13 protein-coding genes are annotated in these 13607 nt (G+C 62.7%); all 13 read left to right on the top strand.

Features of this window, described 5'->3' with window-relative positions:
- The first annotated feature begins 183 nt into the window (after nucleotides 1–183).
- The 13 genes from VNC39_RS10465 to VNC39_RS10525 all read left to right on the top strand — a co-directional run bounded on the left by VNC39_RS10465 (nucleotide 184) and on the right by VNC39_RS10525 (nucleotide 13557).
- On the top strand, nucleotides 184–1608 hold the full coding sequence (locus VNC39_RS10465; RefSeq protein ID WP_325398894.1) for a phospholipase D-like domain-containing protein: 1425 nt from the start codon (nucleotides 184–186) through the stop codon (nucleotides 1606–1608).
- A 1-nt stretch (nucleotide 1609) separates the two neighbouring features.
- Complete coding sequence (locus VNC39_RS10470; protein WP_325398896.1) at nucleotides 1610–2200, top strand: endonuclease/exonuclease/phosphatase family protein; 591 nt, start codon at nucleotides 1610–1612, stop codon at nucleotides 2198–2200.
- A gap of 261 nt (nucleotides 2201–2461) precedes the next feature.
- Nucleotides 2462–3235 (top strand): enoyl-CoA hydratase-related protein, encoded by a 774-nt coding sequence (locus VNC39_RS10475; RefSeq protein ID WP_325398898.1) that lies wholly within the window; start codon nucleotides 2462–2464, stop codon nucleotides 3233–3235.
- Nucleotides 3236–3413: 178 nt separating this feature from the next.
- The gene (cysK, locus tag VNC39_RS10480) at nucleotides 3414–4328 is read left to right on the top strand and encodes a cysteine synthase A (protein ID WP_325398900.1); all 915 of its coding nucleotides are present in this window, start codon (nucleotides 3414–3416) and stop codon (nucleotides 4326–4328) included.
- A 217-nt stretch (nucleotides 4329–4545) separates the two neighbouring features.
- Nucleotides 4546–6078: an aldehyde dehydrogenase gene (gene adh / locus VNC39_RS10485; RefSeq protein ID WP_325398902.1), complete on the top strand. Its 1533-nt coding sequence runs from the start codon at nucleotides 4546–4548 to the stop codon at nucleotides 6076–6078.
- A gap of 12 nt (nucleotides 6079–6090) precedes the next feature.
- On the top strand, nucleotides 6091–6462 hold the full coding sequence (locus VNC39_RS10490; RefSeq protein WP_325398904.1) for a DUF779 domain-containing protein: 372 nt from the start codon (nucleotides 6091–6093) through the stop codon (nucleotides 6460–6462).
- 33 nt (nucleotides 6463–6495) lie between these two features.
- Entirely contained in the window at nucleotides 6496–6936 is a 441-nt protein-coding gene (locus VNC39_RS10495; RefSeq protein ID WP_325398906.1) for a c-type cytochrome, read from the top strand.
- Between the two features lie 186 nt (nucleotides 6937–7122).
- Complete coding sequence (gene pqqB / locus VNC39_RS10500) at nucleotides 7123–8058, top strand: pyrroloquinoline quinone biosynthesis protein PqqB (protein WP_325398908.1); 936 nt, start codon at nucleotides 7123–7125, stop codon at nucleotides 8056–8058.
- The gene (pqqC, locus tag VNC39_RS10505; RefSeq protein ID WP_325398932.1) at nucleotides 8058–8822 is read left to right on the top strand and encodes a pyrroloquinoline-quinone synthase PqqC; all 765 of its coding nucleotides are present in this window, start codon (nucleotides 8058–8060) and stop codon (nucleotides 8820–8822) included. Before pqqB ends, pqqC begins: the two co-directional genes overlap by 1 nt.
- Entirely contained in the window at nucleotides 8819–9094 is a 276-nt protein-coding gene (gene pqqD, locus VNC39_RS10510) for a pyrroloquinoline quinone biosynthesis peptide chaperone PqqD (RefSeq protein WP_325398910.1), read from the top strand. Before pqqC ends, pqqD begins: the two co-directional genes overlap by 4 nt.
- On the top strand, nucleotides 9091–10173 hold the full coding sequence (gene pqqE / locus VNC39_RS10515; RefSeq protein WP_325398912.1) for a pyrroloquinoline quinone biosynthesis protein PqqE: 1083 nt from the start codon (nucleotides 9091–9093) through the stop codon (nucleotides 10171–10173). The genes pqqD and pqqE overlap by 4 nt, the downstream gene beginning before the upstream one ends.
- A gap of 339 nt (nucleotides 10174–10512) precedes the next feature.
- Complete coding sequence (locus tag VNC39_RS10520; protein ID WP_325398914.1) at nucleotides 10513–11334, top strand: transporter; 822 nt, start codon at nucleotides 10513–10515, stop codon at nucleotides 11332–11334.
- A 453-nt stretch (nucleotides 11335–11787) separates the two neighbouring features.
- Nucleotides 11788–13557, top strand: a complete 1770-nt coding sequence (locus tag VNC39_RS10525) for a transglycosylase domain-containing protein (RefSeq protein WP_325398916.1) — start codon at nucleotides 11788–11790, stop codon at nucleotides 13555–13557.
- The last annotated feature ends 50 nt before the right edge of the window (nucleotides 13558–13607 follow it).

Raw genomic sequence — 13607 nt, forward strand, 5'->3', positions numbered from 1 at the left:
ATCGAGCCCCCCAGGCGCCGGCGGGCGGGGGAAAACGGTGAATTTCGAGGTTGTTTTCAAGGCGTTCGCCACGGATAGGTCGTGGGTTCTTACTTAATTTTTGAGCTTCAAAACGAACATTAAATCAAGGTTCGAGGCGAGCCGCACTGACGCGGCCAAGCGGCGGGGGACGAGAGTCACAGCATGGGCAATGTCGATCCGCTTGAGGTTTTGGCCAGCCATGCCTTTTTCCGGGTGGCGAGCGCGCAAGGATCGCCCGGAAATCGCGTGCGCATTTTGTGCGACGGGCCGGAGACTTTCGCCGCCTGGTTGCGCGCGATCGATGGCGCCACCGCGACCATCCATCTGGAGAATTACATTCTCCAGGAAGACGAGGTCGGTGAGGCGTTCGCCGCGGCGCTGTGCCGCGCGCAACAAAGAGGGGTCGCGTGCAAAATCATTTATGATTGGCTCGGCTGTGTTTCCCGGACCTCACCACGCTTCTGGCGGCGGCTGGCCGAGGCGGGGGTGCAGGTTCGCCGGTATAACCCGCCGCGTTTTGTGAACCCTTTGCGTTTGATCAGCCGCGACCATCGGAAGATATTATGCGTCGATGGCATGGTGGCGTTTACCGGCGGGCTTTGCATCGGGCACGACTGGGTCGGCAATCCGGCGCGCGGCGTGCCCCCGTGGCGGGATACGGCGGTTGAACTCCACGGTCCGGCAGTGGCGCATATCGAGGCGGCGTTCTCCGACAGCTGGGCGTCTGTGGGGGGCGGGCATTTGCCACCGGCCGCGCCGCCGCCGGCCTTGGCCGTCGCGCCGGATGGCTGCGACGTGTCGGTGATCGCCGGCCGCCCGGACGCGATGGGATTGTATCGCCTGGAGCAGCTTGTCGCGGAAGTTGCGGCACGCTCGCTGTGGCTCACCGATGGCTATTTCGTGGCGACCACGGGCTATGTGCGCGCTTTGGCGGGCGCGGCGCGCATGGGGGTCGATGTCCGGCTCCTGGTGCCCGGGTCCAGCAACTGGCCGTTGGTCGGCGCCTTGTCCAAATCGGGCTATCGGCCTTTGCTGCGGGCCGGGGTGCGGGTGTTTGAATGGAACGGGCCGATGCTGCACGCCAAAACCGCCGTCGCGGATGGAAGCTGGACGCGGATCGGCTCGAGCAATTCCAACCTCGCGAGTTGGGTGGCGAACCGCGAGCTCGACGTGGCGATCAGTGACCGCGCCGTCGCGCAGCAGATGGAGGATATTTACCGGGCGGATTTGCAGAACAGCACGGAAGTCGTGCTGTTCACAGGGCGGCACGGCAAAAGACGGCCGGTGGCGACTCCGTCCATCCATCAGCCCTATACGATGAGAACGATGTCAGGCCGGCTGTTTTCGGGCGTGATCGGGCTGGGCAGCACTCTGAGCGGCTTGTTTTCGCAGCGGCGCAGCGTCCTGCCGGAAGAGGCGCTGGTGATCTGTGCCAGCGGCGCCATGCTGGTCTGTCTTGCCTTGCTCGCCTTCTTCGTGCCGCGCCTGATCGCCTGGGTGATCGCCTTGATCGCGTTATGGTCGGGCGTCGGTCTGCTGATGAAAGCATGGCGGCTGTGGAGTTCGGACGGCGAGATAGACGAGTAGAATGAAAATCATAAGCTGGAATCTCCGGCATTCGCGGGGCGCGGAGATCGGCCACATTCAGGCGCTGGTTCACGAGCATCGCCCGGACCTGTTGCTCATGCAGGAGGTTACGGCGGAGATCGACGGCGCCGCCGAGCGGTTTGGCGGCTACTATGCGCGGTGCGCCTTGCCCGGACGCAAGCACGGGCTGGCGGCGTGGAGTCCGCATCCGTTTCATCGTCCCACGCAAAACCTCGCCTTGCAACGCGGCCTCATCGTCCGCCGCATCTGTCAGCTTCTGGAGTTCGACGGCTATACCATTGCCAATGTGCATCTATCGCACGGGCAAATGCTCAACCGCCTGCAGCTGCGCCGGATCGCCGCCGTGCTGTCGCCGCGGGCGGCGATCCTGGGGGATTGCAACATGGTCGGCGCGCCGTTCCTGCCTGGCTTTCAGGATGTTGGCGGGCGCCAGCCCACGCATCGTTCGGTTGGCCTGTTCCCCTTGCGGCTGGACCGTTGTTTCGTGCGCGGCTTGCGGTGTCTCGGGGCGGAGGTGCTGGCCCCGGGGGCGTCGGACCATCACCCCTTGCTGGTGTCGTTAGAGCGATGACTTTAAGTCGGACCATGAAACGGTTCGACTTAAAGTCTGAAGCGCCCTCTAACTTGCCTGGCGAGAGGCGGATGCAGATTTTAGATCGGAGCGCGGCGTGATTCGATCTAAAATCATCCGGCTCTGGCGGCCTGAGCGTCATGGGCAGGCGACGCGGCGTGTGGCGCGATTGCTCCGGTCTGGCCCCTGCGGTACGAACATGCGTCCGGCCGCACCGCACGCAAATCGGCGGCAAACCTATCGAATTTTCGGGAGGGATCAATGCGTTATGACACGTTACTTCTGGACCAGGTGGCGGCGGTCACTCTGGTCCGGCTCAACCGCCCCCAGGCGCTGAACGCGCTCAACAGCCAGGTTCTGCAAGAGCTCGGAGACGTCTTTTCTGAATATGAGCGCAACGATAGCAAGCGTTGTCTGATTTTAACCGGAAGTGAAAAAGCTTTTGCCGCCGGCGCGGATATCAAGGAGATGCAGCCGAAAGGCTTCGCGGCGATGTATGGCGAAAATTTCTTCGGCGGTTTCGAGCGCCTCGTCGCGGCGCGCAAGCCGTGGTTCGCCGCAGTCTCCGGGTTCGCCCTGGGCGGGGGATGCGAGCTGGCAATGATGGCGGATTTCATCATCGCCGCCGATACCGCCAAATTCGGCCAGCCTGAGATCAAGCTGGGAATCGGCCCGGGCATGGGCGGGTCGCAGCGCCTGACCCGGGCGGTCGGCAAGGCGAAGGCGATGGAGATGTGCCTGACCGGGCGCATGATGGACGCGCAGGAGGCCGAGCGCAGCGGCCTGGTCGCGCGGATCGTGCCGGCGGACCAGCTGAACGAGGAAGCCTTGAAGACCGCGCAAGCCATCGCCGATATGGCGCCGCTTGCGGCGATGGCGGTGAAGGAAATGGTGAACGCCGCCTTCGAGACGGGCCTGACTCAGGGCGTGTTGTTCGAACGGCGTCTCTTCAACGGCCTTTGCGCCACCAAGGACAAGGAAGAGGGAATGGCCGCCTTTATCGAAAAGCGCAAGGCGGTGTGGCAGAGTTGTTAGGAGAAGGCTACTTTTTGTGAACAAAAAGTAGCAAAAAAACTTTATGACTCTGGGCCATGGGCGTTGTCGCTGACGCAGCCCATGGCCCAGCATAACAAAAGTTTTTGCGCCGCTTTTTCCAAAAAGCGGCTGCTTTCTTTAAAAAAACGCCACGGTTCATCGACATGAGGAGAATCTGATGAGAGTTAACAACGTGTTGGAAACCATCGGCAAGACGCCGCATATTCGGCTGAGCCGCCTGTTTCCCAAGGCTGAGGTCTGGGTCAAGTCCGAACGCGGCAATCCCGGCGGGTCGATCAAGGACCGCATCGCCTTGTCGATGGTTGAAGCGGCCGAGGCTGACGGAAGCCTGCGGCCGGGCGGTCTGATCATCGAGCCGACTTCGGGCAATACCGGCATCGGCCTGGCCCTGGTCGCCGCGGTGAAGGGCTATAAGCTGATCCTCGTCATGCCTGAATCGATGTCGGTCGAACGCCGGCGGCTGATGCAGGCTTACGGCGCCACCTTCGACCTCACGCCGAAGGAGAAGGGCATGAAAGGGGCGATCGAGCGCGCCCAGGAACTGGCGGCGAACATGGAAGGCGCGTGGATTCCGCAGCAATTCGAAAATCCCGCGAATATCGAGATCCATGCGCGCACCACCGCCCAGGAGATTCTCGCCGATTTTCCGGACGGGATCGATGTTCTGGTCACCGGGGTCGGCACCGGCGGGCATATCACCGGCTGCGCCGAGACGCTGCGCCAACATTGGCCGAACCTGAAAGTGTTCGCGGTCGAGCCCAGCCTGTCGCCGGTGATTTCCGGCGGCGCGCCCGGGCCGCACCCGATTCAGGGCATCGGCGCCGGGTTTGTGCCGAAAAACCTGCATGTCGACGTGCTGACCGGCGTGATCCAGGTCGAGGCCGAAGAGGCGCGGGAATTCGCGCGGCGCTCGGCCCGCGAAGAAGGGCTGCTGGTCGGCGTGTCGTCCGGAGCCACCTTGGCGGCCATCGCCAAAAAGCTGCCGGAGCTGGAGCCCGGCGCGCGGATTCTCGGGTTCAATTACGATACCGGCGAACGTTATTTGTCGGTGCCGGACTTTTTGCCGGCGTAGCAGCAAGAAAAGTAGCCGCTTTTTTTTAAAAAGCGGCGCAAAAATTTTTGTCTATGCTGGGCCTGAGGCTGTGTCGCTGACAACGCCCATGGCCCAGCAAAACAAAGTTTTTTTGCTACTTTTTGTTCACAAAAAGTAGCCTTCCTTACTTCGTTGCGAGCGGCCTGTAACGGTGCTAGATTCTTGCGACCACAAACAAAAAAATGAGGAAACGGTCATGCTCGATGCAGCCATCGCCCCCCTCGCGGGCAGCGCGATTGCGGGGTTTTCGTTCAAGCCGCGTTACGATAATTTTATCAACGGCAAGTTCACCGCCCCGTTGGGCGGGCAGTATTTCGACAATGTCTCGCCGATCACCGGCCATGTTTTCACCCAGGCCGCGCGTTCCACGGAGGCGGACATCAATCTGGCGCTGGATGCCGCGCACGCGGCGGCCGAGGCCTGGGGCAAGCGCAGTGTGGCGGACCGGGCGCTGATTCTCAACCGCATCGCCGACCGGATGGAACAGAATCTCGATCTGCTCGCCTATGTCGAGACGGTCGACAACGGCAAGCCCATTCGCGAGACCACGCTGGCGGACATTCCGCTCGCCATCGATCATCTGCGCTATTTCGCGGCGTGCGCGCGGGCGCAGGAAGGCACGCTGTCGGAAATCGACGAGACGACGATCGCTTACCATTTCCACGAACCGCTCGGCGTGGTGGGGCAGATCATCCCGTGGAATTTCCCGCTGCTGATGGCCATTTGGAAGCTGGCGCCGGCGCTTGCCGCGGGCAACGCGGTGGTTCTGAAGCCGGCGGAACAGACGCCGATCAGCATCATGGTTTTCGCCGAGTTGATTGCCGACCTGCTGCCACCGGGCGTGGTCAATATCGTGAACGGGTTCGGCCTGGAGGCGGGCAAGCCTCTGGCGTCGTCGAACCGCATCGCCAAGATCGCGTTCACCGGTGAGACCACGACCGGGCGGCTGATCATGCAGTATGCCAGCCACAATTTGATCCCCGTGACCCTCGAACTCGGCGGCAAGTCGCCGAATATTTTCTTCGCCGATGTGATGAGCCAGGACGACGAATTTCTCGACAAAGCGGTCGAGGGCTTCCTGCTCTTTGCCCTGAATCAGGGGGAGGTTTGCACTTGCCCGTCACGGGCGTTGATTCAGGAGAGCATTTACGATCGCTTCATGGAACGCGTCTTGCAGCGTGTCACAGCCATCAAGCAGGGCAATCCTTTGAGCGGCCAAACGATGGTCGGAGCGCAGGCTTCGAGCGAACAGGTGCAGAAGATCCTGTCCTACATCGATATCGGCAAACAGGAGGGCGCGGAGCTTCTCGTCGGCGGCGGCCGGCCGGAAATGGCCGCCGAACTGTCCGAGGGGTTTTACATCGAGCCAACCATCTTTCGCGGCAACAATAAAATGCGCCTGTTCCAGGAGGAAATTTTCGGGCCGGTGCTGGCCGTCACGACTTTCAAAGATGAAGCGGAGGCCCTGCGGATCGCGAACGACACGCTGTACGGCCTGGGGGCCGGCGTGTGGTGCCGCGATGGCGCGCGCGCCTATCGGATGGGGCGCGCCATCAAAGCGGGGCGGGTGTGGACGAACTGTTATCATCTCTACCCCGCGCATGCCGCGTTCGGCGGCTACAAGCAGTCGGGGATCGGGCGCGAGAACCATAAGATGATGCTGGATCATTACCAGCAAACCAAGAATCTTCTGGTCAGCTACAGCCCGAACGCGCTCGGTTTCTTTTAAGGCGCGACGAAGATGACCATGCTGCCGCAGCGGGTTGTGGCCACGGATGCGGCTTTGCATCTCATCGCCAGGCTGCGGCAGAGTCATGGGGATATCATCTTCCACCAATCGGGCGGATGCTGTGACGGCTCGTCCCCGATGTGCTTCGCTGATGGCGATTACATCGTGGGGCCGCAGGATGTCCGCCTCGGCGAGATCGGCGGTGCGCCGTTCTACATGAGCCCATCGCAGTTCGCCTACTGGAAAAACACCCAGCTGATCATCGATGTTGTCGCCGGCATGGGCGGTATGTTTTCCCTCGAGAATGGCACGGGGTTACGCTTTCTCACGCGATCGCGGGTGTTTGGCGACGACGAGGTGGCGGCGCTGGAGCGCGGCGCGTAATCACCGTTGGCCGGCGGGGTGTGTTCGCCTATCATGACCTCGAACATCTTGTTAGAGGTCGATGAAATGATCAAACGCATCGTTGTTCTGGCCGCTGGCTTTGTCGGCATGGCGCAAACTGCGGGCGCGGCCGCGCCGCCTTCGTTGTACAGCGCGCCGCAGGCGGCAACGGGCGCGGACATTTATACGCAAAATTGCGCGGGCTGCCACGGCGCGGCGCTGCAAGGCGGGGTCGGGCCGGCCTTGACGGGGACGAGCTTCGCAGCACCCGCCGGCCATACCACGCTGGGCGGCGTTTTCACCATCCTCGCGCAGCAGATGCCGGCCGACCGCCCCGGCGGCCTGTCGCACGGCCAGTATGAAAATGTCATGGCGTACATTTTGAGCAAAAACGGCTATGCGGCCGGCAGCGCTGCGCTGGGGTATCAGGCCAGCCTCGCATCGTCTGTGCCGCTCGTCTCCCAGGCCAGGTAAGGGCAGCGGGCTATTCCCAGGACGGCAGCGATAGGATAGGCTTTCTGACAAAGGCCGTTCAGGTTAGGGTTTGGAGGAAACGAAACGGCGCTCGGCGGCCCTGAGTCCCGCGAAGATGCCGCCTTTTGGTCCCCGAACGGTCATGTCTCGGCGATGGGATGAGCGGTGCGCCGCGCATCCGGGAGGTTGGTCTTGCAGATAAAAGTGTTGGGGGCCGCGGCGGGGGGAGGTTTCCCCCAATGGAATTGCCGTTGCGAGAATTGCCGCCGCGCCCGCCTGGGCGATCCGGCGGTAAAGCCCCGCACCCAGGCTTCGCTGGCGGTGAGCGCGGATGGGAAGCGCTGGGTTTTGCTCAATGCCAGCCCGGATTTGCCGGCGCAACTGCGTGCGGCGCCGCAATTGCACCCCGCGGACGGTGCCGCACGGCGTGGGGCGCCGATTGCCGCCGTCATTCTCTCCGGCGGGGATATTGACTGCATCGCCGGGCTTTTGTCCCTGCGCGAAGGGCATGCGTTCAACATCTACGCCCCGCCTTTCGTCGATCGCATCTTGCACGAAAATCAGGTCTTTTCCGTTCTCGACAAAAAGCACGTGGCATTCCACGCCCTGCGGGAAGGGCACGCCAGCGAACTCTTGGATGCTGCGGGTGAGCCGCTCGGCCTTGGCGTGGAGACCTTCGCCGTGCCGGGGAAAATTCCCTTATATCAGGAAGCGGGCAGGGATCTGCCGGACCTGCTCGACGCCCAGGCTGTGGTTGGGCTGCGGCTGTGGGATAAAGCGGGCCGCACGCTGTTCTTCGTGCCCGGCTGTGCCCGGGTCACACCGGAAATACTGCGTCGTTTCGAGGCGGCGGATGCGGTGTTTTTCGATGGCACCTTGTGGCGGGATGATGAAATGATCGTCGCCGGCGTGGGCACGAAGACCGGGGCGCGGATGGGGCATGTCAGCCTTTCCGGGCGCGATGGCAGCCTGGCGGCCTTTTCAGGGGCGAAAATCAGGCGTAAAATATATATTCATATCAATAATACAAACCCGATCTTGTGTGACGATTCGCCTGAGGCGGAAATGGTGCGCGCGAACGGTTGGGATATTGCCTGGGACGGAATGGAAATAACTTTATGATGGAAAAATTAACAAACGTAAAATTAACCAACGCGGAATTCGAGCAGGCGCTGCGCGATATCGGCGCGCGTCATTACCATAATCATCATCCGTTTCACCGCATGCTGCATTCCGGCGCCTGTTCGCAGAGCCAAGTTCAGGCCTGGGCCTTGAACCGGTATTATTACCAGAGCTCAATTCCGAAAAAGGACGCCATCATCGTCTCCCGGTTGCCCGGCGCCGATGACCGGCGGATCTGGCGCCAGCGCCTGGTCGACCATGACGGCGAGCAGCCGGGCGACGGGGGAATCGCGCGGTGGCTGCGGCTGGCCACGGGGGTGGGGCTGGAGCCGGCCTATGTGGAATCGACCGCCGGTATTCTTCCCATCACACGCTTTGCCGTCGACGCCTATGTGCATTTTGTCCGTGACCGGAGCCTGCTCGAGGCGGTGGCGTCGTCTCTGACTGAATTGTTTTCGCCCTCCATCATCGCCGAGCGCGTGTCGGGGATGCTGGCGCATTATGATTTCGTGTCGCAGGAGACCTTGGCTTATTTCAACGCCCGGCTCCATCAGGCGCCGCGCGACGCCGATTTCGCGCTGAACTATGTTCTCACGCGGGCGGAGACGCGCGCGGAACAGGAGAAGGTGCTCGCGGCGCTGCGCTTCAAATGCGATGTTCTCTGGGCGCAGCTGGATGGTTTATATGGTGCCTATGTCGCGCCGGGGCATATTCCCCATGGCGCGTTTCTCGCAGCACCCGCGGCGGAGTCCGTCGCGCGGTGACGATCACGAGCACCTTTGTCCCGGCGCTGCGGCGCGGCGTGCGCCGGCAGTTCGACAAGGCCAGGAATGTCCCGATTCTGATGGCGCCGGAAAAAATCATCGTGCTGGATGACATCGCCGATGCGATCCTCGCGGAATGCGATGCGGCGTCTTCCGTCGATGACATCATTCAGCGTTTGTCGGCGCGTTTCTCGGCGCCGGCCGAGGAGATTCGAAATGATGTTATGGTGTTCCTGCAGACATTGCTTGATCAAGGGTTGATCCAGCCATGAACGCGATCTCCCCCCCGCTGGCGCTGATGGCGGAACTCACGCATCGTTGCCCGCTGCAATGCCCGTATTGTTCCAACCCCGTGGAAATGCTCAAGGCCGGGCAGGAGCGGGACACGCAATTCTGGGAGCGCGTGATCGCGGAGGCCGCCGATCTCGGCGTGCTGCAGATTCATTTTTCGGGCGGCGAGCCCACGATCCGTCAGGATCTGCCGCAGCTGGTGGCGCACGCCACCGCGCAGGGGCTTTATGCCAACCTAATCACCTCGGCCGTGCTGCTGAACGAGGCGAAGCTGCGCGAATTGGCGTCGGCGGGACTCGGCCATGTGCAGGTCAGCCTCCAGGGCGCCAACGCGGAAACGGCCGATCGCATCGGCCACTATAAAGACGGGCACGAGAAGAAGCTGAGCATCGCGCGCATGGTGCCGCAAGCCGGCATGTCATTGACCATTAACGCCGTCGTGCATCGCCAGAATTTGCAGGAATTGCCGGCGATCATCGACCTCGCGGTGGAACTCGGCGCAGACCGGCTCGAAGTGGCCCATGTGCAATATCATGGCTGGGCATTCCGTAACCGGGCCGCCCTCATGCCGACGCGGGAACAGTTCGAAGACGCGGACCGCCTCGTGGCCGAACGGCGTGAAAGCCTGAAGGGCCGATTGGTCATCGATTATGTCGTGCCTGATTATTACGCGGAGGTTCCCAAGACCTGTATGGGCGGCTGGGGGCAGAAAATGCTGAACATCGCGCCCGATGGCCGTGTTCTGCCCTGTCATGCCGCGCAAACCATTCCCGGCCTTCTGTTCGACACGGCGGGAGAGCGCACATTGCGCGATATCTGGGAGCATGGCGAGGCCTTCACGCGGTTTCGCGGCACGGGATGGATGGAAGAGCCCTGCGCCTCATGCGCCATGCGGGAAATCGACTGGGGCGGCTGCCGCTGCCAGGCGCTCGCCATCACCGGCAACGCGGCGGCCACGGACCCGGTCTGCCGGTTTTCGCCCCATCATGCGCGCATGAACGACATGGCGGAGGCCGAGGCCAAAGCCGACCAGCATGATCTGATCTATCGGCGCTTCTGAAGCGGCCTGCCAGGGGCGGCGTTTCAGTGCCCGGCGGCGCATAATGTCACGCCGGTTTTTCCGGGAGCGGCCGCTTTCCTGAAGCTCGGTTAGCCGGCCGCGTCCGTCGCGGCCGGAAAACGTCGGCATCGTTGCAGATTCGACACAACGGCACAAAATGTCACGCATTTTGTAACTTTGTCGTATCAACTGACAAATGAAATCAGGCATTTATCAATTGGCACGGTCTATGCTCGTTGTGCCTCGGTATCGCCCGTTCGGATATCAGTAATTGTTTCAACAATGAATGAAGATATCACGCGTTTCCGGTTTGCCGGGCGCGTCGTCAAGGGGGGAAACATGTCGATAAAATATCGTAACACTGTCTCTTGGCGCGGCATGACGCTCGGTGTCTCCGCGCCCATCGCCATGGCGGCCATGATGTTGCCGGGCGCCGCCTGGGCGGGGTCCGTGACACAGCCTGGTGAAACCATCGGCTACGCAGCCGGCGCCCCTTTGCCGCAGGGCTGGTACTTCGCCGATACCACGGACTATGGCCAGCGCACGCCGCCGAGCAACGCATCGGCGATCGTCACGATCCCGCTGATCGTCTGGGCGACGCCGTATCATTTTCTCGGGGCCAGGGCACAAGCGCTGGTTGCAGCGCCTCTGGTCGGCGCCGGCACGCCGGGATCTTACACGGCCGGCTGGTATAATCCGTTGGTCGCCGGGCAGTTGGCCTGGGATCTCGGGAACGGGCTGGGGGTGAGCTATCTGTTTGGCTTTTATTCGGGGGTCAGCAGCTCGGTCGCGGACCATTCCGGGTCCATCAACCAGCGCGTCGCCATCAGCTACACCGCGAACGGTTATAATCTCACAGCCAATCTGATCTACGGCAACCAGATCAGCAGCCACACCAACCCGAACTTCCTCAACCTCGACCTCACGGCGACGAAGGCGTTCGGCAAATGGTCGTTCGGCCCGGTGGGGTATTATTCCACGGACACCAGCTCGCCGTTCAACGGCTATCAGCGGCAGAGCCAGTTCGCGCTCGGCCTGCTGGTCGGGTACGATTTCGGCCCGGTCATCATGCAGTCCTACCTCACGCGGGGCGTGACCCAGAGCAATTACGGCGGCAACGATACCCGCTTCTGGCTGCGCTTCATCGTTCCGCTGGCTTGAGCCGAAAACCCGCTGGCGATAGGTGGCGCGCCGAATGGCGCGCCGGCCGCCGGCTGGTGCGGGTGGGGGGAGTTGAACCCCCACGGGCCTAGGGCCCAACGGATTTTCGTACCACCACGGCTTTCGCCGCCCGGGCCGGTGCATCTTTTTGCCGGCCGGTTCGTGGTCTGGACTATCCCTTCACCATAGCGCATGGCCGTAGGTGCTGCCCGTCTAGTCTCTACACCTTCCCGTCGCCGGGCTTGGCTCGGGATTGCCATGTGACAGGTTCCCCCGACTTTGAGCAGTTCTACTCCACTGGTTTCCCGGTGGGCACTCAACGTCACTTTAAGTCCGGTGCGTCTACCATTCCGCCACACCCGCATGAGGCCGCTCTATAAAGCCTCCCCCCTCATTCGCCAATGCCGTGATGCCCCATTGACGTGATCGCGGCGCGGTTGGCAGCAGGGCATCATGGCCCGCCGTCAACCCATCCCCGCCAAAGCGCCCCCATGGCTGAAGAGGCTCGGCGCGGTTGCCCGCTTCGCCGTGATCGGCGCCATCTGGGGCGGCGTCGCGCTCGCTTCGGTGTTGCTTTATTTCACCTGGGACATGCCCAACCCGTCGCGCGCGGTCACCACGCCGCGGCGGCCGGCGATTCGCCTGTATGACCAGCAGGGGCATCTCGTCGCCCGGTTCGGCGATGAAGCCGGCCGCGTCGTGCTGCCCCGCGACCTGCCGCCTTATGTCCCCGGCGCCTTCATCGCCATCGAGGACCGTCGTTTCGAGGATCACGGCGCCTTCGACCTGCAAGGCGTGGCGCGCGCCGCATTGCTGGACGCGGTCCGGCGCCGCGTCGTGCAAGGCGGCTCAACCCTCACCCAGCAGGTTGCCAAAACCCTGTTCCTCACGGACCAGCGCTCGCTGCGGCGCAAGGTCCAGGAGGCGGTGTTGAGCCTGTGGCTCGCCCACCATTACACAAGGGCGGAAATTCTCGGCATCTATCTCAACCGGGTCTATCTCGGGGAAGGCGCTTACGGCGTTGATGCCGCCGCCCGGCTCTATTTCGGGGTGCCCGCCAACAGGCTCACACTCGCCCAGGCGGCGATCCTCGCCGGCCTGCCGAAAGCGCCCTCCAGCCTGAATCCGCTGGCCGACCCCAACGCCGCTTCCAACCGGGCGCGGGACGTGCTGAACGCCATGGTGGCCACCCAGCGCATCACGCTGGCTGATGAAAACAGCGCCTTGCAGCAGCTCGACCAGGCCACTTCCCCCGCCTTGCGGGATTCCTGGTTCGCCCTCTGGGTCATGCAACATGATAGCGCGGTGATTCCCGAAGGGCAGGACGTAACCCTCACCACCACCCTGGACCCCGGCTTGCAGACCGTGGCCGAAGCGGCCTTAACCTCCGCCATCGCGCAACAGGGCGCTGCGCTGCGCGTCAGCCAAGGCGCGGTGGTGGTGCTGGACGCCCGGACCGGCGCTGTGCGGGCGCTGGTCGGCGGGGTGGGGGACCGCGACGGCTATGACCGCGCGGTGCTGGCGCGCCGGCAAACCGGCTCCGCCATCAAGCCGATCGTCTGGCTGGCGGGCCTGCGCGCCGGCATGTCGCCGGATGACGAGGTGCTCGACGCGCCGCTGCATTTCCGCGGCTACAATCCGCGGGACGATGAGCGCATCTATCATGGCGACGTGACCATGACCGAGGCATTGGCCGATTCGATGAACACGGTCGCCATTCGCATCCTGCTGCGCGCCGGCGGCGCACGCCACGTCATCGTTCTGGCCCGCGCGCTCGGCCTGGACGATCATTTCCCGGACGACGCCACCATGGCGCTCGGCACCGGCGCGGTCGGGGTCATGCAGCTCGCCGGCGCCTATGCCACGTTCTTCAATGGCGGAAATCGCGTCACCCCCCATGGCGTCACCGCCATTAACGGCGTTCCCTACGCCGCGCCGTCGCCCGTTGCGGTCGTCAGCCCCGAACAGGCAGGAGAGGTTGCTTCCATGATGCGCGAAGTGGTGCAGAACGGCACCGGAACCGCTGCCTTCGTCCCCGGCCTCTACACTGCGGGCAAGACAGGAACCACGCAGGATTATCGCGACGCCTGGTTCGTGGGCGATGCGGGGCCTGACATCATCGCCGTATGGGTCGGCAACGATAACAATTCGCCGATGAAAAAAGTCTATGGTGGTACAGTTCCGGCCGCTGTGTTCAAGGCTATCGCCGTCAGCTTGAAGTAAGGAAGCAGGCGCTTTTTGAAAAAAGCGCCGCAAAAACTTTTGTTATGCTG

Origin of the sequence: Acidocella sp., from assembly GCF_035535915.1 — a bacterium.
In the GTDB taxonomy this organism is placed as follows: Bacteria; Pseudomonadota; Alphaproteobacteria; order Acetobacterales; family Acetobacteraceae; genus Acidocella.